The 24232-nt window shown below is 64.8% G+C and carries 19 protein-coding genes; 7 read left to right on the top strand and 12 right to left on the bottom strand.

Translation table 11 applies throughout. The features are described from left to right. Positions 1 to 24 precede the first annotated feature (24 nt). Entirely contained in the window at positions 25 to 726 is a 702-nt protein-coding gene (locus ASE11_RS06310) for a hypothetical protein (protein ID WP_056268073.1), read from the top strand. Between the two features lie 27 nt (positions 727 to 753). Here ASE11_RS06310 and ASE11_RS06305 read toward each other — a convergent pair whose 3' ends face one another. After that, entirely contained in the window at positions 754 to 3123 is a 2370-nt protein-coding gene (locus ASE11_RS06305) for a PAS domain-containing protein (RefSeq protein WP_056268070.1), read from the bottom strand. Positions 3124 to 3227: 104 nt separating this feature from the next. On the opposite strand from ASE11_RS06305, the gene ASE11_RS06300 reads away from it, so the two are divergent. Beyond that, positions 3228 to 3875 (top strand): histidine phosphatase family protein, encoded by a 648-nt coding sequence (locus ASE11_RS06300; RefSeq protein ID WP_056268066.1) that lies wholly within the window; start codon positions 3228 to 3230, stop codon positions 3873 to 3875. Continuing rightward, on the top strand, positions 3859 to 5037 hold the full coding sequence (locus tag ASE11_RS06295; RefSeq protein WP_082585563.1) for a DSD1 family PLP-dependent enzyme: 1179 nt from the start codon (positions 3859 to 3861) through the stop codon (positions 5035 to 5037). Before ASE11_RS06300 ends, ASE11_RS06295 begins: the two co-directional genes overlap by 17 nt. Before the next feature lie 3 nt (positions 5038 to 5040). On the opposite strand, the gene ASE11_RS06290 is transcribed toward ASE11_RS06295, so the two are convergent. The 6 genes from ASE11_RS06290 to ASE11_RS06265 form a co-directional block, all read right to left on the bottom strand. Beyond that, on the bottom strand, positions 5041 to 11028 hold the full coding sequence (locus ASE11_RS06290) for an Hpt domain-containing protein (RefSeq protein WP_056268259.1): 5988 nt from the start codon (positions 11026 to 11028) through the stop codon (positions 5041 to 5043). Between the two features lie 33 nt (positions 11029 to 11061). Then, positions 11062 to 13314, bottom strand: coding sequence for a methyl-accepting chemotaxis protein (locus tag ASE11_RS06285; protein ID WP_056268058.1), 2253 nt, complete (start codon positions 13312 to 13314; stop codon positions 11062 to 11064). A 61-nt stretch (positions 13315 to 13375) separates the two neighbouring features. Further along, entirely contained in the window at positions 13376 to 13927 is a 552-nt protein-coding gene (locus ASE11_RS06280; protein WP_056268054.1) for a chemotaxis protein CheW, read from the bottom strand. Between the two features lie 27 nt (positions 13928 to 13954). Continuing rightward, positions 13955 to 14320 carry a response regulator gene (locus tag ASE11_RS06275; protein WP_056268050.1) on the bottom strand — a complete coding sequence of 122 codons (366 nt, stop codon included), beginning with the start codon at positions 14318 to 14320 and terminating at the stop codon, positions 13955 to 13957. Beyond that, positions 14320 to 14718, bottom strand: coding sequence for a response regulator (locus tag ASE11_RS06270; RefSeq protein ID WP_056268045.1), 399 nt, complete (start codon positions 14716 to 14718; stop codon positions 14320 to 14322). Before ASE11_RS06270 ends, ASE11_RS06275 begins: the two co-directional genes overlap by 1 nt. Before the next feature lie 94 nt (positions 14719 to 14812). Beyond that, positions 14813 to 14986: a rubredoxin gene (locus ASE11_RS06265; protein WP_056268254.1), complete on the bottom strand. Its 174-nt coding sequence runs from the start codon at positions 14984 to 14986 to the stop codon at positions 14813 to 14815. A gap of 154 nt (positions 14987 to 15140) precedes the next feature. Between ASE11_RS06265 and thiD the strand changes: the two genes are divergently transcribed. Beyond that, positions 15141 to 16082, top strand: a complete 942-nt coding sequence (thiD, locus tag ASE11_RS06260) for a bifunctional hydroxymethylpyrimidine kinase/phosphomethylpyrimidine kinase (RefSeq protein ID WP_056268042.1) — start codon at positions 15141 to 15143, stop codon at positions 16080 to 16082. 56 nt (positions 16083 to 16138) lie between these two features. Further along, positions 16139 to 17446, top strand: a complete 1308-nt coding sequence (gene hemL, locus ASE11_RS06255) for a glutamate-1-semialdehyde 2,1-aminomutase (RefSeq protein WP_056268038.1) — start codon at positions 16139 to 16141, stop codon at positions 17444 to 17446. Positions 17447 to 17512: 66 nt separating this feature from the next. Here the strand turns inward: hemL and purH are convergent, their stop codons facing one another. Genes purH through dusB form a run of 3 tightly spaced genes read right to left on the bottom strand, consistent with a single transcriptional unit; the run spans position 17513 to position 20399 of the window. Continuing rightward, positions 17513 to 19105, bottom strand: a complete 1593-nt coding sequence (gene purH, locus ASE11_RS06250; protein ID WP_200959316.1) for a bifunctional phosphoribosylaminoimidazolecarboxamide formyltransferase/IMP cyclohydrolase — start codon at positions 19103 to 19105, stop codon at positions 17513 to 17515. A gap of 29 nt (positions 19106 to 19134) precedes the next feature. Then, on the bottom strand, positions 19135 to 19371 hold the full coding sequence (locus tag ASE11_RS06245) for a helix-turn-helix domain-containing protein (RefSeq protein WP_056268030.1): 237 nt from the start codon (positions 19369 to 19371) through the stop codon (positions 19135 to 19137). Then, entirely contained in the window at positions 19368 to 20399 is a 1032-nt protein-coding gene (gene dusB, locus ASE11_RS06240) for a tRNA dihydrouridine synthase DusB (protein ID WP_056268025.1), read from the bottom strand. The genes ASE11_RS06245 and dusB overlap by 4 nt, the downstream gene beginning before the upstream one ends. Before the next feature lie 190 nt (positions 20400 to 20589). Between dusB and ASE11_RS06235 the strand changes: the two genes are divergently transcribed. Further along, positions 20590 to 21072 (top strand): YqaA family protein, encoded by a 483-nt coding sequence (locus ASE11_RS06235; protein ID WP_056268022.1) that lies wholly within the window; start codon positions 20590 to 20592, stop codon positions 21070 to 21072. Next, on the top strand, positions 21069 to 22244 hold the full coding sequence (locus tag ASE11_RS06230) for an MFS transporter (RefSeq protein WP_056268019.1): 1176 nt from the start codon (positions 21069 to 21071) through the stop codon (positions 22242 to 22244). The genes ASE11_RS06235 and ASE11_RS06230 overlap by 4 nt, the downstream gene beginning before the upstream one ends. 81 nt (positions 22245 to 22325) lie before the next feature. Here ASE11_RS06230 and ASE11_RS06225 read toward each other — a convergent pair whose 3' ends face one another. Then, on the bottom strand, positions 22326 to 23099 hold the full coding sequence (locus tag ASE11_RS06225) for an RNA pseudouridine synthase (RefSeq protein ID WP_056268016.1): 774 nt from the start codon (positions 23097 to 23099) through the stop codon (positions 22326 to 22328). 10 nt (positions 23100 to 23109) lie between these two features. Further along, positions 23110 to 24201, bottom strand: coding sequence for a redox-regulated ATPase YchF (ychF, locus tag ASE11_RS06220; RefSeq protein WP_056268013.1), 1092 nt, complete (start codon positions 24199 to 24201; stop codon positions 23110 to 23112). Positions 24202 to 24232 lie beyond the last annotated feature (31 nt).

The raw sequence follows: 24232 nt of genomic DNA, 5'->3' as shown, positions 1-24232 counted from the left end.
CGCCACCCAGAAAAAGGAGGCTTCATGACAACCCCATCTTGCGCCCGCCCCTGGGCCAGCCTGTTCAAGATCTGCGCTGCAGCGCTTGCCCTGTTCGCGCTCAGCGGTTGCGCCAGCGTGTTCCTGGTGGACAACCAGGTGCGGAGCTACGCACGCTGGGCCGACCGCCCCACGCCGTCGGGTGCCTCCACGCCGGTGGTCATTCCCCAGGCACCTCAGGTGTTCCGGTTCGAGCGGTTGCCGTCGCAGCAAGACAACCGCGGTGCCGGGCAAAACGAACTGGAAAGGCTCGCCACCCTGTCGCTCGCCAAAGTGGGCTGGACGCCAGCCGCCGCCGGCGTGACGCCGCCCTGGACGGTGGAAGTCAGCGCGGCCACGCTGCGCCTGCCCCATGCGCCTTGGGAGAGCCCCTATGACGGCTTTTGGGGTGGTGGCTTCGGGCCGGGGTTCGGCTTTCCGGGACGCGACTACGTGGTGACCGGCACGGGCCAGATCATCTACGCACCGCTTTTCATGCGCATGGACACGCCCTACTACCAGCGAGAGGTGTCGCTGGTGATTCGCCATGCGGCCAGCGGACGGGTGGTGTACGAGACCCGCGCCGCACACGATGGCCGCTGGAACAGCTCCAACGCCTTGTGGCTGGCCATGCTGGATGCAGCCCTGCGCGGCTTTCCCACGCCGCCCGAAGGACTGCGTCAGGTCAACATCGAAGTGCCGCGCTGAGGAGCGGTTGATCCCCCGGGCAAGGTTTCAAGCATTGCGATCCAGCAGGTCGCGAATGGCCTCGCCCAGTGCGTCCATGCTGTCCTGCTTGCCCATCACGTCGCTCACACCGGCCTCATTCGCCTCGGCCAGCAACCGGTCGTTCACATGCCCGGAAATGATGGCTATCTTGAGCCCGGGGCGCAGGCGCCGGATCTCGGTGGCCGTCTCCACACCCGACAGGCCCGGCATGTTCTGGTCGCTGACCACCAGGTCGACGTGCACACCGGGATTAGCCTGCATCCAGGCCAGTGCCGCTTCCCCCGATTCGAACGTGGTCGCCTGGTGTCCGTGCTTGCGCAGCAAGCGCCCGACCAGAAACACCAGCGCCTCGTAGTCGTCGATGTAGACCACGTGCTTGCCCGCGACGGCGCTGGACATCGGCACGGGCGCCGCGCTCACCGCCATTGATGAGCTTTCGCCAGCATCGGCGGCAGCGGCCAGGGGCAGGTACACGTCGAAGCGCGTGCCTTCGCCGGGCTGAGAGTGCACGCTGATCGCCCCCCGGTGTGCCTTGACGATGCCATGCACCACCGCCAGACCCAGACCGGTGCCGGCGCCGGGTGCCTTGGTGGTGAAGAACGGCTCGAAGATGCGGCGCTGCGTCTCGATGTCCATGCCGGGGCCATTGTCGGCCACGCTCAGGCAGGCGTACGCGCCGGGGTTCAGACCCCCGAGCTGCAAGACTTGCGCGGCATCCAGCCGCACCTCGCGCAGCGCCACGGTGATGTCACCCGAGCCGCCTTCCATGGACTGCCAGGCGTTGGTGCACAGGTTCATCAGCACCTGTTGCATCTGGGTGGCGTCGGCCAGCACCTGCAGACCCGACGCCGGCAGTCGCGTGACCAGCTTGAGGCCGGCGGGCAGCAACGAGCGCATCAGGCCCAGGGCTTCTTCCACCAGTGGCTTGAGCGGTTGGCGCTGCATCTCCTGGGTCTGACGGCGGCTGAAGGTCAGGATCTGCTGCACCAGCTGGCGTGCGCGGATCGCGGCACGGCTGATCTCTGCCAGACTTTCCTGCGCCGGGTGGTCTTCACCCACATCCTCGCGCGCCAGCACGAGGTTGCCCAGGATGGCCGCGAGCAGGTTGTTGAAATCGTGCGCCACGCCCCCGGCCAGGGTACCGATGGCCTCCATCTTTTGCGACTCGCGCAGCTGCGCTTCGAGCGCGCGCTGCTGGGATTCGGCCTCCTTGAGCTCGGTGATGTCGGTGTGGGTACCGACCATGCGCAGCGGCAACCCGTTGCCGTCGCGCGCAATCACGACCCCGCGCGACAGCACCCACTTCCAGCGGCCGTCCTTGCAACGGATGCGGTGCTCGTTGCGGTACATCGGTGAGCGCCCCTCGAAGTGGGTCGCGCGGTCCAGCTCCATCTGCGCCCGGTCATCGGGATGGGTGCGCGCGTCGAGCTCGGCGGAAAGGTTGGCGATGTCGTCGTCGGCATAGCCAAACATGGCCTTGATGCTGGTGGAGAAGAACTCCTCACCCGTGCGGATGTTCCAGTCCCACACACCATCGCCCGCGCTCTCCAGGGCCAGCTTCCAGAGCGTTTCGCTCGCATGCAGGGCGGCTTCGGCTTCCTTGCGGTCGGTGATGTCGAACAGCACGCCCACGCGCAGGAAACCATGCTCGTCGGCCGACACCGCGCTGGACCGGTTGCAGATCCACTTGATGCGCCCGTCCGGCAGCACGACACGGAACTCCGTATCCAGACTGACCACGCCAGACATGATCGCCTGGCGGTCCCGCTCCAGCATGACCCGGTCTTCGGGATGAAAGTACCGCGAGAGCAGCGCGGGATCGCGCATCAGGTCTTCGGCCTCGAAGCCGTAGAGCTCACGGACGCCGGCACTGAGAAAGCGGTACTCGCGCTCGCCGTCGTGCCGCACAAACACCGAGAACACAGCACCCGGCATCTGGGCAGTGATCAGCCTCAACTGCTCCTCGCTGTCGCGCAGTGCCTTCTGGTCGCGCATGCGATCGGTGATGTCCTCCACCGTGCCCTCGTAATACAGCAGCACGCCCGACGCATCGCGCACGCCGTGCGCGTTCTCGCTGATCCACACACGTTCGCGTGTCTTGTGGCGGTGGATCTCCGAGACGAAGCCGCGCACGTAGCCGTCGCGCTCCAACTGTGCCTGGAACTCCCGGCGTCGCACCGGGTCAACGTACCACTCGTTGGCGATGTCGTTCACCGCATCCCTCAGTTCCGCCTCGGATGCATAACCATTGAGCCGCACCAGCGCCTGGTTGGCGCGCAGCATCTGCCCCTCGGGCGAGCTGCGGTAGGCCCCGATGGGCAGGAAATTGAAGAGGGTCGAAAAATCCCCGTCGGGCGGAGATGGCGCCAGTGTCATGCAACGGATTGTGTCGCAACCCCGAGTTTTCAAGGTGTTCAACGCCCGCGCAAGTGGCGTCACCGGTACAGTTGCAGCCTTCCGCCCGCCTTCAAGGACACCCTTTGCAAGTCACCCGCATCCTGGCCGTGCGCCACGGTGAGACCGCCTGGAACCGCGACACGCGCATCCAGGGCCACACCGACATCGAACTCAACGATCACGGTCGCCAGCAAGCGGCCCAACTGGCCCACGCCCTGCGCGACGAACCGATCGCCGCCTGCTACGCCAGCGACCTGCTGCGCGCCCTGGAGACCGCGCAGGCGGTCGCCCGCACGCGCGACCAGACCGTGACGACGCACGTGGGCCTGCGCGAACGGTGCTTTGGTCGTTTCGAAGGCCACACCTGGAGCGAGCTGGAGCAACGCTTTCCCGAGGAGTCTCTGGCCTGGCGCAAGCGGGTGCCCGACTTCGCGCCCGCGGGCGGTGAATCGCTGTTGCAGCTCGAGGCGCGCGTCGTGTCCACCGTGGAAGAACTCGCCGCCCGCCATCCGGGCGAGCAGATTCTCATGGTGGCGCACGGCGGCGTGCTGGACATCCTGTACCGCGCCGCCACGCGCCTGAGCTTGCAAGCGCCGCGCAGCTGGGAGCTGACCAACACCGCCATCAACCGGCTGCTGTGGTCGCCCGAAGGCCTCAGCCTGGTGGGTTGGGCCGACACCGGCCACCTGCAATCCGATCGCCGGAAAACCCTGGATGAACGCAATGCATGAATCCGCATCATTGACGCGCTGGCACCGGGCGCAGGCCTGGATCGGCCATGGTGTGGAGGCCGTCGACACACCCACGCTGGTGATCGACCTCGACGCCATGGACCGCAACCTGGCGCGCATGGCGGCATTTGCCAACGAGCACGGCGTGCGGCTGCGCCCGCACGCCAAGATGCACAAAAGCACCGAGCTGGCCCAGCTGCAGATGGCCCACGGCGCGGTGGGCGTGTGCGTGCAGAAGACCGACGAAGCGCTCGCGCTTGCCGGGGCGGGCGTGCGCAACGTCTACATCAGCAACGAGGTGATTGCGCCGTCAAAACTGCTGCGCCTGGCGCATGCGGTGCGCGATCTCCCGACAAGATTTTCCATCGCGGTCGACAGCGCACAGGGAGTGGAGCGTCTGGCGCATGCCTTGCACGCTGCAGGCGTGAGCGCGCCCGCCTGCCTGGACGTGCTGGTGGAGATCGATGTGGGACAAGGCCGCTGCGGCGCCGCGCCCGGCGCACCCGCCGTGGCGCTGGCACAGGCGATCAAGGCTCACCCGATGCTGCGCTTTGCCGGGCTGCAGGCTTACCACGGCGGCGCCCAGCACCGCCGCACAGCCACCGAGCGCGCCGAGGCCATGGCCGCATCCACCCGCGCCGTGCGGGCCACCTGCGAGGCACTTCGGGCCGCCGGCATCGAGGTGCCCCTGGTCACGGGCGCAGGCACCGGCACCTTTTTGCTGGAGGCCACCAGCGGCGTCTGGGGCGAGCTGCAGGTGGGCTCGTACCTGTTCATGGACGCCGACTACGCCGGCAACGAGGCCACGCCGCTGGCGCCGGTGTTTGAACACGCCTTGTTCGTGAAGAGCCAGGTGATGAGCCGCAGCGCCGACCACGCGGTGTGCGACGCCGGCCACAAAAGCCACGCTATCGACAGCGGCATGCCCAGCGTGTGGTTTCCTCAAGGGTTGAGCTACACCAGCGGTGGTGATGAACATGGCGTGCTGCACACCGACGGCAGCCACCCACTGCCCGCGCTGGGCGAAGTCGTCTGGCTGGTGCCGGGCCATTGCGACCCCACGGTCAACCTGCACGACTTCATGGTCGGGGTGCGCGGTGGGCTCGCAGTAGGCCAGGTGGAGCGCATCGTGCGGGTGGACGCGCGCGGCTGCCTGGGCTGAAGCTCAAACCTCGACGGTGGCTTTGGCGTAGTGGCCGATCAGGGCCAGCAGTTCGTCTTCGGAGTACGGCTTGCCCAGGTAGTGATCCACACCCAGTTCACGCGCATGTTCGCGGTGTTTCTCCGCGATGCGGGAGGTGATCATGATCACTGGCAGGTCGGACAGTCGCGCATCGCTGCGGATGTTGCGCACGAGGTCGAAGCCGTCCATGCGCGGCATCTCGATGTCGGACAGAACAACCGTGGGCCGCTCGGCCTGGAGCTTCTCCAGCGCCTGCAGCCCATCGGCCGCCAGCGTCACCCTGTAGCCTTCGCGCTGCAGCAGCCGTTGCGTCACACGGCGCACGGTGATGGAGTCATCGACCACAAGGATCAAAGGCACGGCATTGACCGCCATGTCCAGGGGTGCTGGTGCGTCCTCGGGCATGGACAGCGCTGCCTTCTGCCGACTGGCCACCCAACTGCGAACCTGTTCGCCATACACCGTGGCCAGGGCCACCGGGTTGTAGATCAGGGCCACGGCACCCGACGCCAGCACCGACATGCCGGCCAGACCGGGCAAACGCGAGAGCTGTGAGCCCAGGTTCTTCACCACGACTTCCTGGTTGCCCAGGACCTCGTCCACGTGCATGGCCATCCGTTGTGCAGCACTTCGGAAAATCATGACGGGCAGCGTGCGGCCCTTGTTCTCCAGCGATTGCACCGACGACTGCAGCAAAGCCCCAGCCCAGAAAAACGGGACTTCCTCGCCCGCCACGATCAGCGAACCGCTCGCGTAGGCCTTGCTCAGTTCGTCGCTGCTCACGCGACGCACCAGCTCCACCAGGTTGGACGGCACGCCCAGGGTGAGCGCGCCAGCGCGCAGCATCACCACCTGCGTCACCGCCGTGGTCAGCGGCAGCACCAGCTTGAAGTTGGTGCCTTGCCCGGCCTGGGTGGCGGTCTCGATGCGGCCACCCAATGCGACGACGTCGTTGCGCACCACATCCATGCCGATGCCCCGACCGGCCAGCTCGGATATTTCACGCGCGGTGCTGATGCCCGGCTCGAAAACGAGTTGAGCGGCGTGCGCATCGCTGATGTCTGCGTCGGACGTGACCAGACCCAGCGCGGCCGCCTTCTCGCGCAAGCGCACCAGATCCAGCCCTGCGCCGTCATCGGCGAACACCACCGACACGTCGTTGAGTTCCTGCGCCAGCGTGATTTCGATCTGACCTTCGGCCGACTTGCCGGCGGCCACACGGGCTTCGGGCGTCTCGATGCCATGCACCACGCTGTTGCGCAGCAGGTGTTCGAACGCAGCGGTCATGCGGTCGAGCACGCCACGGTCCATTTCGATGTTGCCGCCGGTGATGTCCAGGCGAACCTGTTTGCCGGTTTCCTTGGACGCTTGCCGGACCACACGGTACAGCCGCTCGGAAATGCCCTCGAATTCCACCATGCGCGTGCGCAAGAGATCGCGCTGCAACTCGCGGGTCTGCCGGCCTTGGGCCACCAGACTGTCTTCGGTCGATTCCACCGCGCGCTGCAGATTGCGCTGCACGGTGGCCACGTCGTTCACCGACTCCGCCATCATGCGGGTGAGCTCCTGCACGCGGGTGAACCGGTCGAATTCGAGCGGATCGAACGACTGATCCGCGTCGCGTGCCTGGGCCAGGCGGGACTGCATCTGTGTCTCGGCCTGCAGCTCGATGTCGCGCAACTGGCCACGCAGGCGGTCCAGGTTGCCCGTGAGATCTTTCAGCGAACCCCGCAGCGTCACCAGTTCGGACTCCATGCGCGAGCGGGTGATCATCACCTCGCCAGCCTGGTTGACCAGGCGGTCGAGCAACTCGGGACGCACGCGCACAGCAGCACCCGCACGAGCCTGCGACACCGTGGGCGCCACCGGCATGGTGAGCCCTTCCATGCCCCGCACCGCCACGACGTCGGTGGACAGATCCGGTGTCCCGTCGGTGGCTGTTGGCGCCAGGGCTGCGGCCGGCTCGGAAACGATGTGCTCGGGAGCGGTCTGCACCACATCGACGGACTCGGGATCCTGGCGACGCAGCACTTCAAAACGGGCGCTGATGGCATCAAACGCAGACTGCAAAGGCTCCAGATCGGCGCTGCGTTGCACGTCGGAGCCCAGTCGCTCGGCCGTGGTTTCCATTCGGTGAACCATCTCGCCCAGGCGCAACGCGCCTGCCAGACGCGCACTGCCCTTGAGCGTGTGCAGATTGCGCAGCACTTCCGATCGGGCACTGCCGTTGTCCGGTCGCGCCACCCATTGGCGCAACGCGCCTTCGAGCTGGGGCAGCAGTTCCTGGGCTTCTTCCGCAAAGATCGGGAACAGATCGATGTCGATCGTGTCCAGCACATCGATGTCGTCGTCGATGTCCTGCACCGCGGCATGTTCGATGCGGTGGGTGTCTGCGTGCGGAGGAACAAAATCGATCGTGGTTTCGACCATCGCAGGCAGGTCGAAGGTCGTCAAAGGCGCCAAGGTCGACGCAGCGACGTCCGGCTGGGCAAGCACCGGCTCTTCGGGCACCGGCGTCTCGATGACCGGTTCATCCATGACCGACACGTCATCGGTGTGCAGCAGGGATTCGTCAGGCACCGGATCGTGGACCACCCGGTACAGCGCGTCCATCAGCTGTGGATCGGGCTCCTTGAGAAAGCCGGCAGCAAACTGATGCAGAAGCCGGCGAATGTCTTCGGATGCATCAACGAACAACTTGGCTTGCTCGGCTGTGGCCGGGGCGCCGGCCCGCTGATGAAGACCGACCGACCCGATCGCATGCTCAAGGGCTCGGGCGATGTCCGACAGCGACTGGAATCCAACCGTGGCAGAGCTGCCGGCCAACGAGTGTGCAAGTGCTTCGGATTGCTCCGGCACGGGCTCGTGACGCTCAAGCGCCCATTCGGCCAGACCCGTGCACAAGCGGCGCGACCACTCGTCCGCCTCGTTGAGGTACACGTTGTAGAGCTTGAGGCCGATGCGCAGCGAGCCAATCACCCGCGTCTGCTCATCGGGCATGTCCGTTTCACCAACTTGTTCGGGACTCTCCACCGGATCGGCCTCTTGCGCAGCGGCATCTTGCTCCAACGCCATGGGCTCTTCGAGCAACAGTACGGTTTCGGCCACTGGCAAGGGATCGGCTTCTTCAGCCTTGGCGGCTTCGCTCGACGAGAAAGCCGCCAGGCTGCCGAAGTCGATGTCCGCGAGCATCTGCTCTGGAGCAGGCAATTCACTTGGAGGCGATGGCGGTTCAAAGTCGAGGAACGCGGTGTCGATCTGAATGGCTTCTTCAGGCGCCTCCTGTGAAGGCAGATCATCGACTTCCGCCAACTCGCCAAGATCGAAGTCCACGTCCGACTGCGCAGCGTCGATGGCCTCGACATGAGAAGACGCCATTTCAGCGGCCTCCAGGACAGCAGGCTCAGAGGCAGCGGCAGTGGCGACGGATTCTTCCGGCGCCGCCATGTCGAACAGGGGTTCTTCTTTGATTGGCGAAGACGCGCCTTCGGACGCGGCCGCGTGCGCCAATGGCAGGAAAAGGCCCTGGTCGCGCAGGGCTTCGGCGCTGGCCTTGAAGGGCTGCGCCTTCCAGTGCTCTTCGCGCCGCGCCGAGATGTCATCCACCCACCGACCAAAGTCGGTCATGGCTTGTTCCGTCAGCATCAGCAATGGCTGGCCTGCAGGTCGCTGCTCAGCCAACACGGTGTTGACCAATTGCTCCATGGACCATGCCGCCTGGCCAAATTCCTCCAGTCCGACCATGCGCGAACTGCCCTTGAGGGTGTGAAACGCGCGGCGCAGGGTGGTGAGGTGCTCCAGATCACCCGGTTGCACGCGCAACTGCGCAATCGCATCCAGGCCATTGCCCACCACTTCCCGGGCTTCTTCCAGGAAGATGTCGAGCAGATCGTCTTCATCATTGTCTTCACCGGTAGCGTCGACCGGCTCGCGCTCATGGGCCGCGAGAGAGGCTTCGGAAAGCCCCACCAAAGCCTGTGCACCCGCCGCTGCATCGTTCCCGACCACCGCGCCGGCCGCCTCACGCGCGGCGCGCGCCACACCCGACTGCTCGGCGAGCGTGGCCTGCTCGGCCAATGAATCGAGTTGCTGGCTCAGATCGACCAGGTTCATGCCGCCCTGGACTTCGTTGACGACCTGCTGCACGCCATCGCTGATGGCGCGGGCCTCGTCGTGCACTGGCGGGTGGTGCAGTTCCGTATTGATCGTGCGGCCCATGAGCGGGAGCAACTCACCCTTGTCTTCGTCAAAGACAAACAACTTCTTGGCCAGATTCGGCTGGTAGTTGAGCATGTCCACCAGCAGGCTCATGGCACTCAGGTTGTTGCCCAACTGCTGGAACGTACCCGCTTCGCGCGCCAACGCCTCGTCCACTTCCGTGTCGAGGATCTGCTCGACCATGGTGCGCATGCGGGTGACGGCATGAACCGCTTGCTCCAGCCCCAGCACCGACAGCACGCCACGCATCTGAGCCATCTGCGAGACGGCGACGTGCAAGCCTGCTTTTTCCTGCGGTGTGCGGAAGAACTGGTCGAGCGACTTCTCGACCTCCCCCAGGGACACCTTGAGTTCACCCACCACACTGCCCATGGTCTGGCGATCGCTCACCCGGCGGTACAGCTGCTCCATCCAGGTGTCCAGCGGTTGTGCGGGCTGACCGGCCATCACGGCTTCAAGGCGATCGGCGAGCGCCTGCGTGCGCTCGGTGAGCTCGGGCGCGCGGGGATCGAAATCTTCAAAGGCCGCTTCGAGGTACAGCGTGGTGGTGGCCACTTCCATCGCCAGTTCAGGACTCACGCCACCGGGCTCGCGCACCGCATGGTCTGCCGCCTTCACCAAGGCCTGGGCCAGCACCTTGCTGGCTGGATGCAACTTGAGCAGCGAGTCGCCAATCAAGCCGAACTGATCGGCCACCTGACGGGCCCGACTGGCGTCACCGCCGGAATACAGCGACCAAGCCTCCTTGGCCGCATTGATGCGCTTGCGCGCCTGGGCGAGGACTGCCGGGTCATAGCGGCCGAGTGTGGCCACGTGGTAGTCGACCGCCTCAACGGCGCCCAGACCAAATGCCTGTCTGACGGCTGCCAGCTGCGGCGCCAGTTGACTGGACACCTCATGCGGTTGGGCGCAGAAAAACAAAAGATCGTGCAGCAGTGTTTCTGATACCTGCGACTTGCCTTGCGACAAGGTCACGAACTGCATCAGGATCCGCGAAAAAGCCCGTTTGACATAGACGTCGGTGGGCAACAGACGGTGCGCAACCGCTTCAAAGAAGCCGGCTGCCACACGCCAGAAGGTTCGGGCTCGGGTATCCACAGCTCCCGCAGACAGTCCAGCGCTGATCTTCACCAACTGCTGTACCGCCGCCTGGCTTTCCGTCTTGACGGCCAGCAACACCAGGCGGTCAAACAAGGAACGGATGGCCGCGTTGCATTCGAGCGGCGTCCGGTCGGCTGGGGCCACCACGTTCACGCCGTGGTGATCGAACGGCCACAGATCGGCAGGGTGCACGCGCTCGGCCGCAGCCAGTTCCTGCACTTCCCTGTATTGGGAGAACAAGGCGACGGGTTGCACCGGTTTGTTGTTCAGAACCGCTTCCAGGTATTCCACCAGGGCGAAGCTGGCGCGCTCGACCTTTGCCGCCGCCTCTTCATTGCAGCTCTGAGGTCGCTGGACAAACCGCTGAACCGCCGCCTCCATGGCTCGAAGCACATGGGCTGGTGCGCCCAGACCCACCATTTCCAAGGCGCCAACCGCCTGATGCAGTTGCTGACGCGCCTGACGCAGCGAGGCCGGATCAACCGCCTGCAGGTCGTCCATGCGCGATTGTTCCGTCTCACGCACAAACCGCTTGATCGCCTTGTTGGCGCCATCCAGCGATTTGCGCAGCTCGTCGAATACCCATGCCAACGGACCGAGGTCGGCGACAGGTGGATCCATCTGCGGACTGTCGGTAGCGGTGTCGAGCATGTTGATCTTGGAGTAAGGGTCCGACTGGGGCAATCAGGCGATCTTGAATCGCGATACCGACTGGCGAAGTTCTTCTGCCATCACCGAGAGTTCACGCACCTGCTGCGCCGTGGAGCGGGTACCTTCCCCGGTCTGCTCCGTCACGGCAAAAATGTGCTGGATGTTCCCCGCCACCTCGTTCGCGGAATCGGCTTCTCGCGACGCCGCGTTGGAAATCTGCTCGATCAGCTCGGCCAGCCGGCGCGAAACGCGATCGATCTCGGACAGAGCGGTACCGGCGTTGTCGGAGAGCTTCGCACCCTCGACCACACCCTGCGTGGAGCGTTCCATGGCGGCTACCGCGTCCTGCGTGTCGGTCTGAATCGCCTTCACCAGCGCCGAAATCTGTCGCGTCGCATCGGCAGAACGTTCGGCCAGTCGCTGCACCTCTTCCGCCACCACCGAGAAGCCTCGGCCAGCTTCACCGGCCGACGCGGCCTGGATGGCGGCGTTCAATGCGAGCACGTTGGTCTGTTCGGTAATGTCGGAGATCAGTTCGGTGATCTCGCCAATCTCCTGCGACGACTCACCCAGCCGTTTGATGCGCTTGGAAGTTTCCTGAATCTGATCGCGAATCGAGTTCATGCCGCCGATGGCGTCCTGCACCGCCTGCAGACCCGACTCGGCCGCTTGCAGCGAAGCACGGGCCACCGTGGCCGACTCCTGCGCCTGACCGGACACCTGGTTGATTCGCTGAGCCATGTCGAGCACCGACTGGCCCGTTTCGCGAATTTCCCGAAGCTGTTCGGTGGACGCTGCCAGCAGTTCGGTGGACGTGCTCTCCACCGCTGACGTCGTTTGCGCCACGCGCGTGGCCGTGGCTTGCACGTTGCCCACCAGCGAGCGCAGCTCCTCCACCGTGTAGTTCACCGAGTCGGCAATGGCACCGGTGATGTCTTCGGTCACCGTGGCTTCCTGGGTCAAATCACCTTCAGCCACCGTTTGCAGTTCGTTCATCAAACGCAAAATGGCGGCCTGGTTGGCGTCGTTGACGCGTTTGGCATCTTGCTCCAGCGACTCAGCCGCCAGACGCTGCGATTCCGCCGTCAGTTGACGTTGCCGGCTTTCCTGCAGCTGCACATAAGCCAGACCACCGGCGCACAACAGGGCAAACAGCGCCGAAAAGAGCAAGGCGCCGAATTCGCCGCCGCTCAGCCCGGAACGCGAGGTGAGTTCCGACTGCAGGTTCTGCAGACCCAGACGCAGCGGCTCACTGTCGGCAATGATGCTGGCCTGTGCCTCGCGGGCTGACACCAGACCTTGCAGGTTGCCCAGAATGGCGCCCGCTTCCACCCGCGTCTGTTCGTACAGTTTCAGCAGCGCACCGAGACGCTCGCGCACTTGTTCGTCTCTGGCAGCAGCCAGGCGAAGTTCTTCGCTGCCGTTGAGCAAACCTTCCGAGATTTCCTTGAACGTGTTCAAGTCCTTGCCCAGCAAGAACACCGCCTCGGGGCTCACGCCTTCAAGCGTCAGAAACTCGTTGGCCGACTTGCCGATGCGCTGGGTCAACATCACGAGTTGGCCGGACGCGGAGATTTCCGCAGCCGGCGCGTTTTGCTGCAGCTTGAGCGAAGAGATGGTCTCGGCAATTTCCAGCAGGTCCGACGACTGGCGGTTGATGGTGCGCAAAGCGTTGCCCACCTGGGTCAGGATGCTTTCCTGCGCCAGAACCGCTGACGCATTCTTTTCAGCTGCGTCTATCCTCGGCAGCAGTTCGTCGAGGCGGGCGGTGTAGTCAGGGCCCAAGGCGTCGATAGACATGTCGGTGTCGCCTTGCTTGAGACCTCGCAAGCTGCGCGACAACACGTCAGAGCTGTCACGCACCTCGGGGAAGGCAGCAGGGCTGCCGATCAAGGCCTGGGAAACGCTCTTCGCCAGACGCTGCGACTGCATCAGCGCCTGACCGCTGGCGGCCAACTGCTGACTGACTTTCTCGGTCTGGCTCAAAACGAAGAAGGTGACCGCACCGAGCACGATCAGACCAAAAGCCAGCAACACGGCGAGCGTGCGTTGGTGTTGCTCTGCAGGCCGGCGCCCCAGCAAGGGCACCGAGATCAACCCGGACTGCTCGGAACCTTCATCGTCGTCGGCCATGAGCAGATTGCCGGAATAGTCATCCGCCTGAGGATCGGGAGCCAAGCGGGCAGCTGCCAGTTCGGCGGCTTCCTGGTCGGTCACGGTGGACAGGTCGCGTTCATCATCGGCTTTTTTCTTGAACAGTCCCTGGAATCGATCAAGCGTGGCCATGTAAACACCTTCCAACAGAAAACAAATGAGAAAAGATCGGTCTGATCAACCTGCGTGGTTGTCAGGCCGCAATTGCGAGGAATTCGGGCTCGCCCACCAACACCTGCAGATCCAGCTCCTGCCAATGCAAGCCCTGGGCATCCATCAACGATCGATTGAAATAGGATGGTGCGCCATCCGGCTTGGACCCGAAGCCGCTGAACATGGCAGCACTTCGCAGCCCCAGGAGACGATCAATCCAGATCACTGCGTTCACCCCCAATGCGGTGTGCAGACTGACCAAACGCGACTCCGAGGTGATGCGCTCGCCCTGACTCGCCAGCGCAGCCGAGCCAGCAACAGGGCTCGCAGACTCCACCAGCGCAGCAAGATCGATGACACCGTGCAGGCCACCCCGCAAGCTGGCCACACCCAAGTACCAAGGCTTGGTGTACGGGACTCGCTGCACCGCAGACCAGGGGAAGATTTCACCGGACTGAACCAGCGGAAGGAGATAGCGGCTTCCGTTGGACTCCACCGCCAGCCAGGCCGCTGTTACGGCCTCTGTTTTGGCAACGCTCAATCGCTGAGCCAAACGTTCCTGCAGCTCCTTCAGTGATTGTCGTTTGGCCATGCTCGGTAGGGTTCAATTCAAGGTGGTTCAGGCCAACGCCCGGATCTTCGACAGCAACTCTTCACCGTTGACAGGTTTGGTCACGTAGTCGCGTGCCCCCTGTCGCATGCCCCAAACCCGATCCGTCTCCAGGCTTTTGCTGGTGCACATCACGATCGGAATGTTCGAATACTGAGGATCGCGGGTGATGGCACGCGTCAACTGAAATCCATTTTGACCGGGCATCACAACGTCCATCAGGATCAGGTCAGGCTTTTCCTCTCCCAAGCGACGGAAGGCCTCGTCCGCATTCTCAGCGGTCCTCACGCTGTAGCCGTTTTTACTCAGCAGATCGGACAGCACCATGAGTTCGGTTTTTGAATCGTCAACAACGAGGATTTTGTGGATGGCCATCATGCAGCTCCGGCTAGGTTGGCGCCGAACTGCTGCACGGCATGCAGCAGTTGGTCTTTGGTGAAAGGTTTGGTGAGGTAGTCCTGCGAGCCCACCATGCGTCCGCGGGCTTTGTCAAAGACGCCATCCTTGGAGGACAGCATGACAACAGGAATGTTGGCGAACTTGGCGTTGCGCTTGATGATGGCGCAGGTCTGATAGCCGTCGAGGCGGGGCATCAGGATGTCGCAGAAAACCAGATCGGGTTGGTAGTCGTTGATCTTGGCGAGGGCATCGAAGCCATCGTCAGCCAGCAGGACTTCGTGCCCACCCTGCTTGAGGAAGATTTCGGCGCTTCGCCGAATGGTGTTGCTGTCGTCGACAACCAGAACTTTCAGGGCGGGTGTTGGGCTCACGATTCACAGGCTCCAGGAATGGGTCAGGAAGTGCGGCACTCGGGCCAGGGAGCCCGTGCCTCGGTCTGTGTATGCCAGTGCGACGGGAATTTATTGATCAGATTTGGACCATCTCGAAGTCCTCTTTGCGAGCGCCGCATTCGGGGCAAGTCCAGTTCATCGGCACCTGAGACCACGGGGTTCCAGCCGGTACGCCGTGCTCCGGCGCACCTTGCGCTTCGTCGTAAATCCAGCCACAAATCAGGCACATCCAAGTCTTCGTTTCGGTCATGGTTATAGGGGGCCTTGTCATAGAATGCAAGCATTGTATCGAGCGAGGTACAGCCTGCTGGAAGTGGATTCTGGCCCCTGTCCAATGCCTTGTTTGGAGCGCCAGGATCATTCTGCGGGCATCTTCCACACGAAATCGATCCCTCTCTCAACCCATGCCCGATACGCCCGAAAAAACAACACCTGCCGCCCTTCCCCCGCCAGGGGAGGCCACCCTGCCGTGCGTGATGGTGTTCAACGCCAACGACCCCAGTGGCGCGGGCGGCCTGAGCGCCGACATCACCGCCATGTCCAGCGCATCGGTGCATGTGCTGTCGGTCGTCACCGGCGCCTATGTGCGCGACACGTCCGACATCCACGATCACTTTGCCTTCGACGAGGAGGCCGTGGCCGACCAGGCGCGCTGCGCTCTGGAAGACATGCCGGTGCAGGCCTTCAAGGTCGGCTTCGTGGGCAACCCCGAAAACCTCAGCGTGGTGGCCGAGATCACCGCCGACTATGCCGACGTGCCGGTCATCGCCTACATGCCCGACCTGTCCTGGTGGGACGAACTCGCCATCGAGACCTACCTCGACGCGAGTGCCGAACTCTTGCTGCCGCAAACCACCGTGCTGGTGGGCAACCACAGCACGCTGTGCCGCTGGCTGTTGCCCGAATGGGAAGGCGACCGACCGCCGAGCCCGCGCGATGTGGCCCGGGCAGCCGCCGTGCACGGCGTGCCCTACACGCTGGTGACGGGCTTCAACGCCGCCGATCAGTACCTGGAGAGCCACCTCGCTTCGCCCGAGGCGGTGCTGGCCACGGCGCGCTACGAGCGGTTTGAGGCCACCTTCAGCGGCGCGGGTGATACCTTGTCGGCAGCTCTGTGTGCGCTGATTGCGGGTGGCTCCGATCTTCAATCGGCCTGCGCGGAGGCCCTGACCTACCTGGACCAATGTCTGGACGCCGGCTTTCAACCCGGCATGGGGCATGCCGTGCCCGACCGGCTGTTCTGGGCGCACGAAGAAGATGAAGAAGACGAAGACGCCTCGGCGGAACCTGCCTCGGACAGCACGCTCGACGCAGACGACTTCCCCCTGGACACGACCAGGCATTGACCCTCCCGCGCGCAGTGCAAGCTTGCGCGTGCTACCCACCAACGCAGCTTCGCTCCATGACCACTGTCGATCGCAACCAGCAACTGTTTGACCGCGCCAAGGCCCTGATCCCGGGCGGCGTGAATTCGCCGGTGCGCGCTTTCCGAGCGGTGGGTGGCACGCCCCGCTTTGTGCAAAGAGCCCAGGGCGCCTATTTCTGGGACGCCAACGGTCAGCGCTACATCGACTACATCGGCTCGTGGGGTCCGATGATCCTGGGCCATGGTCACCCGGCCGTGGTGGAAGCGGTGCAGAAGGCGGTGCTCGAAGGTTTTTCCTACGGTGCACCGACCGAGCGCGAGGTGGAGCTCGCCGAAGAGATCATCAAGCTCGTGCCCAGCATCGAGATGGTGCGGCTGGTGAGCTCCGGCACCGAAGCCGGCATGAGCACGATCCGCCTGGCGCGCGGCGCGACCGGACGCAAGAAGATCATCAAGTTCGAGGGCTGTTACCACGGCCACGCCGACGCGCTGCTGGTGAAAGCGGGCTCCGGACTGGCCACCTTCGGCAACCCCACCAGCGCCGGCGTGCCGCCCGAGGTGGTGCAGCACACCATCGTGCTGGAGTACAACAACATCGAGCAACTTGAAGCGGCTTTCGTCGAGCACGGCCCCGAAGTGGCCTGCCTGATCATCGAGCCCATCGCGGGCAACATGAACTTCGTGCGCGCCAGCGTGCCTTTCATGAAGCGCTGCCGCGAGTTGTGCACGCAACACGGCGCACTGCTCGCCTTCGACGAGGTGATGACCGGTTTCCGTGTCGCGCTCGGCGGCGCGCAGAGCGTGTACGCCCAGCTCATTCCCGGCTTCGAGCCCGACATGACGGTGATGGGCAAGGTGATCGGCGGGGGCATGCCGCTGGCCGCCTTTGGCGCCAAGCGCGCGGTGATGGAACAACTCGCTCCCTTGGGCGGCGTGTACCAGGCGGGCACGCTCTCGGGCAACCCCGTGGCCACGGCCTGTGGACTGGCCACGCTGCGCGAAATTCAGAAGCCGGGTTTCTTCGAAGCGCTGTCGGCCACCACACGCTCGCTGGTGGACGGCCTGACCAGCGCCGCCCACGCCGAAGGCGTGACGATGTGCGGCGACAGCCAGGGCGGCATGTTCGGTTTCTTCCTCTTCGACCAACTGCCGCAGAACTACGCCAAGGTGATGACCACCGACGGCCCCACCTTCAACCAACTCTTCCATGGGCTGCTGGACCGGGGCGTGTACATCGCGCCGGCCTTGTACGAGGCCGGCTTCGTGAGTGCGGCGCACACCGCGCAGGACATCGCGGACACGGTAGCGGCTGCGCGCGAGGTCTTCAAAGGGCTGCCGCGCTGAAGCATCGAGAAGTCCAACGAAAAAGGCCGCTGTGAACCAGCGGCCTTCTTCATTGGGCGGGCACGTTCAATGCCGGAAATGGCGCACGCCGCTGTAAACCATCACCACACCGCGCTCGTCCGCCGCGTCGATCACCTCCTGATCGCGCATCGAACCACCGGGCTGGATCACGCAGCTCGCGCCCGCGTCCACCACCACATCGAGCCCGTCGCGGAACGGGAAGAAGGCATCGCTGGCCACGGCCGTGCCTTGCAGCGACAGCTTGGCGTGGCCCGCCTTGATGCTGGCAATGCGCGCCGAATCGAGCCGACTCATCTGGCCCGCGCCCACGCCCATGGTCATGCCGTCCTTGCAGAACACGATGGCGTTGGACTTGACGAACTTGGCGACCGTCCAGGCAAACATGAGGTCGTCGAGTTGCTGTTCGGTGGGTTGCAACCTGGTCACCACCTTGAGGTCGGCTCGGGTGAGCACATGGTTGTCGGCCGACTGCATCAGCAGGCCTGAACCAACGCGCTTGATGTCGGTGAGGTTCTGCCCTTTGTCCCAGGCGGTGGGTCCGCCCGGCGGCAGCGCGATCTCGAGCACGCGCACATTGGCCTTGGCCTTGAACACCTCCAGTGCCTCGGGCGTGTAGCCCGGCGCCATCAGCACTTCGACGAACTGTTTGCTGATCGCCTGCGCGCCCGCGCCGTCGAGCACACGGTTGAGCGCGATGATGCCGCCGAAGGCGCTGGTCGGGTCGGTCTGGAAGGCTTTGCTGTAGGCCTCGAGCGCGTCCTTGCCCACGGCCACCCCACAAGGGTTGGCGTGTTTGACGATCACGCACGCGGGCACGTCGAAACTCTTCACGCATTCCCAAGCCGCGTCGGCATCGGCGATGTTGTTGTAGCTGAGCTCCTTGCCCTGCAGCTGCTTCGCCGTCACCAGCGAGCCGGGTGCGGGGTACAGGTCGCGGTAGAAGGCGGCGGTCTGGTGCGGGTTCTCGCCGTAACGCAGGTCCTGCAGTTTCACGAAGCGGCCGTTGGCCTGCGCGGGGTACTCGCTGCGCGCGGGCACGGCAGCACCGGCGTCGAACGTGATGCTGGAGAGGTAGTCGCTGATGGCGCCGTCGTAGTTGCTGATGCGGTTGAACGCGGCGACCGACAGGGCGAAGCGCGTCGCGTCGCTGACCTTGCCACTGGCCTTGAGTTCGTCGATCACGCCGGCGTATTGCGCCGCGTCGGTCAGCACCGCCACGTCTTTCCAGTTCTTGGCCGCGCTGCGCACCATGGCCGGGCCGCCGATGTCGATGTTCTCGATCGCGTCGTCCAGGGTGCAGCCGGGCTTGGCGACAGTGGCTTCAAACGGGTAGAGGTTGACGACCAGCAGGTCAATGGTGTCGATGCCGTGCGTCTTGAGTGCCGCCATGTGCTCGGGCAGGTCGCGCCGCGCCAGCAAACCGCCGTGCACCTTGGGGTGCAAGGTCTTCACGCGTCCATCGAGCATCTCGGGAAACGCAGTGACCTCGGCCACCTCGGTCACAGGCAGGCCCTTGTCGGCCAGCAGCTTGGCGGTGCCGCCGGTGGAGATGAGGGACACGCCGAGGCTGTGCAGGGCTTGGGCGAGTTCGACGATGCCAGTCTTGTCGGAAACGGAAATGAGTGCGCGCATGAACAGGTTCTTGGTGGTTTTTGAAAAGGGCGGACTCAGTCGATGAGTTTGTGTTCCAGCAATTTTTTGCGCAGGGTGTTGCGGTTCAGGCCCAACCATTGCGCGGCGCGCGACTGGTTGTGCTGCGCCTGCTCCATCACCACTTCGAGCAGTGGTTTCTCCACCGCCTTGACCAGCATGTCGTGCAGGTTGGCCGGGTCTGTGCCGTTGAGGTCGTGGAAGAAGTCTTCCATGCTGGCACGCACACAGTCGTGCAGGTTGTTCTTGTTCATGCGGCCAGTTTCCAGTCGTCTCTCGGGGTTGTTGTTGTTTCGCAGGACCAGGCGTCCAGGCTCTCGCTCACGCAGCGCAGCTGCTCGTCCACCGTGGTGGTGGTGTTGACACGCGCGCGAAACACGGCGGCGGCACCCGGGGGCAACGGCAGCGACTGCGCGTACCAGCCCAGGTGCTTGCGCGCGCTGCGCACGCCGGTGAATTCGCCATACAGGTCGTAGTGGTCGTGCAGGTGGTCCAGCAACCAGCCACGGACGTCGGCCAGATCGGGTGGTGGCAGGTGTTCACCCGTGGCCAGGAAGTGCGAAATCTCGCGAAAGATCCAGGGTCGTCCTTGCGCAGCGCGGCCGATCATGATGGCGTCGGCACCGGTGCGGCGCAGCACCTCGCGCGCCTGCTCGGGGCTGTTGATGTCGCCATTGGCCACCACAGGAATGCGCACCCGGCTTTTGATGTGGGCCACGGTATCGTGCTCGGCCTCCCCTTTGTAGCCCTGCTCGCGCGTGCGGCCGTGCACGGTGAGCATCTGCACGCCTGCGGCTTCGGCAGCCAGTGCCAGCGTGGGTGCGTTGCGCACGCTCGCGCACCAGCCGGTGCGCATCTTGAGAGTGACCGGCACGCCATGCGGTTCGCACGCGGCCACCACGGCCTGCACGATCTCGATGGCCAATGCCTCGTCCTGCATGAGCGCGGAGCCGGCCCATTTGTTGCAGACCTTCTTGGCCGGGCAACCCATGTTGATGTCGATGATCTGCGCGCCCCGGTCGATGTTGTAGCGCGCGGCGTCGGCCATCATCTGCGCGTCGGTGCCGGCGATCTGCACCGCAATCGGCGCGGCTTCGCCCTCGTGGTTGGCGCGACGCGATGTCTTCAGACTGTCCTGCAGGTCGGGGCGCGAGGTCACCATCTCGCTCACGGCATAGCCAGCACCCAGTCGCTTGCACAGCTTGCGGAACGGCCGGTCCGTCACACCAGCCATGGGCGCGACGAACAGGGCATTGGGCAGGGTGAAGGCCCCGATGTGCATGGCGGTGGGAGAATGCGGATGGATGGAAGTGGCCTTCGCCGACCCAGCCAATGCGGGATGCGAAGGACCGAGATTCTACCTGCCTGTTTTTTCAGCAGGCGATATCCGAACCCTTGCTTTCGCATTTCACACACCACCACGCGCAACGCCACCCACAACGCCGACTGACGGCGTTTTTTTTCTGCAGCCCATGCCCGACTGGTTCACCCACCTGATGCAACTGCTGGCCTTGCCAGAATTCGGACTGAGCACCGTCTTCGTTGTGGCCTTTGTCTCGGCCACCCTGTTGCCCATGGGTTCCGAGCCCGCGGTGTTCGGCCTCATCAAACTGAACCCCGAGCTGTTCTGGCCCGCCATCCTGGTGGCCACCGCCGGCAACACGCTGGGCGGCGCCGTGAGCTGGCTGATGGGCCTGGGCACGCACAAGGCGGTGGACCGCGCGCGCGGCGCCCACGTCGACGTGCGCGCATTGAAGTGGCTGGAGCGCTTCGGCCCCAAGGCCTGCCTGATGTCCTGGCTGCCGGTGGTGGGCGACCCGCTGTGCGCCGTGGCCGGCTGGATGAAGTTTCCCTTCTGGCCCTGCCTGGCGTACATGGCCATCGGCAAGTTCGCCCGGTATCTCACCATGACGGCAGCGCTGTTGTGGTTCTTCCCCGGCGTCTACAAAGGATGAGCACCAGCCAAACGGGTCTGCCACGCGCCCTCTGGACCCTGATGGTCGGCAACTTCGTGATCGGTACCGGCGTGATGGTGGTGCCCGGCACGCTCAACGACATCAGCCACTCGCTGGGCGTGTCCATCCCGCAGGCGGGCCAGCTCATCACCGCCGCGGCCATCCTCATGGGTCTGGGCGCGCCGCTGTTCGCCAGCCTGGTCGCTGGCTGGGACCGGCGCCGCTTGCTCGCGGCCTCGCTGGTCTGGTACGGCGTGCTCACCGCTGCCTGCGCACTGGCACCGAACTACGCGGCGCTGTTGCCGCTGCGTGTGCTGGCCGTGATCGCGCCGGCGGTCTTCACCCCGCAAGCGGCGGCCAGCGTGGGCCTGCTGGTCGGCCCCGCGCAGCGCGGGCGCGCGATCACCTTCGTGTTCCTGGGCTGGTCGGTTGCGTCGGTGATGGGCATGCCGCTGTCGGCCTGGATCAGTGGCGAGCTCGGCTGGCGCTGGGCTTTCGGTCTGGTGGCGCTGATGGCATTTGCCAGTGGCGCCTGGGTGTGGCGCGAGGTGCCCGACGGCATCAAGCCGGCGGCGCTCTCGCGCGAGGCCTGGGGCCGCACCGTGGGCTCGGCGCCTTTGATGACCGCCGTGGGCGTGACGCTGCTCTCGGCCTTCGGACAGTTCACGCTGTTCTCTTACTTTGCGCCCTATTTCGCCCAGACGCTGGGCGCCGGCGGCGCGATGCTGTCGCTGATGTTCCTGTGGTTCGGCGTCTTCGGCCTGGCGGGCAACGTGGCGGTCACGCGCTTCATCGACCGCATCGGCGCGCCCAACGCGGTGCTGATCACCTTGGGCACCATGGTGCTGAGCCTGCTGCTGTGGCCACTGGGACGCCACGGCTTCTGGGCCCAGGCCTTCGTGCTCATCCCCTGGGCGCTGGGCTGCTTCTCATGCAATTCCGCACAGCAGGCGCGGCTGGTGCACATCTCGCCCGAGTTGGCCTCGGCCACGGTCGCGCTCAACACCTCGGCGATGTACGGCGGGCAGGCGCTGGGTGCCGCATTGGGTGGCGTGATGATCGCGCAGGGCCGCATGCTGGATCTGCACCAGGTGGGCCTGGTGGTGCTCCTGGCCGCGATGGCCGTGAGCGTGTGGGCCGCGCGGCTGCATACGGGTTCGCCTTCGAAGTGAGAACAAGGCGCGAAGCCGCAGACAGTGCTGTAGCACGGCAAGGCGAAGCAACGCCGTTATCGCTTTGATGGCGAACCCGTATCAGAAGCGTTCGTAGGGCAGCAGGTAGCGCCACTCGCCCACCGGCAACCCGGCCAGCGAAATACGGCCCAGCCGCAAACGACGCAAGGCGGTGAGCTGCAGGCCGGCGCGCTCACACAGGTGTGCCACCTGGCCTGGTCGGTTGCCTTTGATGGCCAGGCGCAGACGCAGTTCGCTCTGCCAGCTGGCGCGCGCCGAGGGCACGGCCCAGCCGTCAAAGAACAGCGCCTTGCTCAAGGACTTGAGCACCGCATCGCGCCGGGCATCGTCTTCCAGTTCAGGATCGGCCGCCACTTCAGCCAGCCACTCGTGTTCGAGCTGCCCGGCGTCGTCGGTCATCTTGCGGGCCACGCCGGGGTTTTGCGTGAACACCATCAGACCGCTGGCCTTGGTGCCCAGCGGCGACACCGGCAGCAGCTTGTGCAGGTGCGCCTTGAGCGGGCGCACGCCCGAGCGGTCGCCCTTGAAACGGTTGGTGTTGGTGAACCATTTGGCGGCCAACGCGTCGGGCAGCAGCGGCTCGTCGGGCAGCACCCGGGTGGCCGGCTTGTGCCAGATCAGCGTCATCGACTCCAGCGGCTCCAGCTTGGCCTTGGGGTCCAGCAGCACGGTCTGGTCATCGCGCACCCGCTCCATGGGCTCTTCCACCACCACACCGTCCACCCGCACCCAGCCTCCGGCGATGTAGTTTTCGGCGTCGCTGCGCGAGCACGGCAGTTGCGCGGCCAGGCGTTTGGCCAGACGCTGCGGTTCGGGCCGGCCGGGTTCGTTCATGGGGTGGGGCTCAACTGCTGAACAGGAAGTTCATCACGTCGCCGTCCTTGACAACGTAGTCCTTGCCTTCGGCGCGCATCTTGCCCGCGTCTTTCGCGCCCTGCTCGCCCTTGAAGGCGATGAAGTCGTCGAAAGCGATGGTCTGGGCGCGGATGTAGCCCTTCTCGAAGTCGGTGTGGATCACACCGGCCGCCTGCGGGCCGGTGTCGCCCACGTGGATGGTCCAGGCGCGCACCTCTTTCACGCCGGCGGTGAAGTAGGTCTGCAGGCCGAGCAACTGGTAGGCCGCACGGATCAGGCGGTTCAGGCCCGGCTCGTCCTGCCCGAGTTCCTTGAGAAATTCGAGTCGGTCGGCGTCGTCCATCTCGGACAGCTCGGCTTCGATCTTGGCGCAGATGGCGACCACGGGCGCGTTCTGCTTGGCGGCAAAGTCGCGCAGCCGGTCAAGGAAAGGGTTGTTCTCGAAGCCGTCTTCAGCCACGTTGGCCACGAACATCGCGGGCTTGGCGGTGATCAGGAAGAACTGCTTGAGCTGCGCCTGCTCTTCCTTGCTGAAGTCGATGGTGCGCACCGGCTGCGTGTTGTTGAGCGCGGCCTGGCACTTTTCCAGAATGGCCACCTGCTTGATGGACTCCTTGTCGCCCGAACGCGCGGTCTTGTTCACGCGGTGCAGCGCCTTTTCCACAGCGGCGAGGTCGGCCAGGCAGAGTTCGGTGAGGATGACCTCGATGTCGGCGATCGGGTCGACCTTGTTGGCCACGTGGATCACGTTGTCGTCTTCGAAGCAGCGCACCACGTTGACGATGGCGTCGGTCTCGCGGATGTGCGCGAGGAACTTGTTGCCCAGGCCTTCACCGGTGCTCGCACCGGCCACCAGACCGGCGATGTCCACGAACTCCACGATGGCCGGCACAACGCGCTCGGGCTCGACGATGGCCGCCAGCTGCACCAGCCGCGGATCGGGCACCTCCACCACGCCGGTGTTGGGCTCGATGGTGCAGAAGGGGTAGTTCTCGGCCGCGATGCCGGCTTTGGTCAGCGCGTTGAAAAGGGTGGACTTGCCCACGTTGGGCAGGCCCACGATGCCGCATTGGAGGCTCATGGAAAAACTTTCGGATCGGTCGGGGAACCCG

The sequence above is a fragment of the Hydrogenophaga sp. Root209 genome (assembly GCF_001428625.1).
Lineage (GTDB): Bacteria > Pseudomonadota > Gammaproteobacteria > Burkholderiales > Burkholderiaceae_C > Hydrogenophaga.
This window is presented reverse-complemented; position numbering and strand designations above follow the sequence as displayed.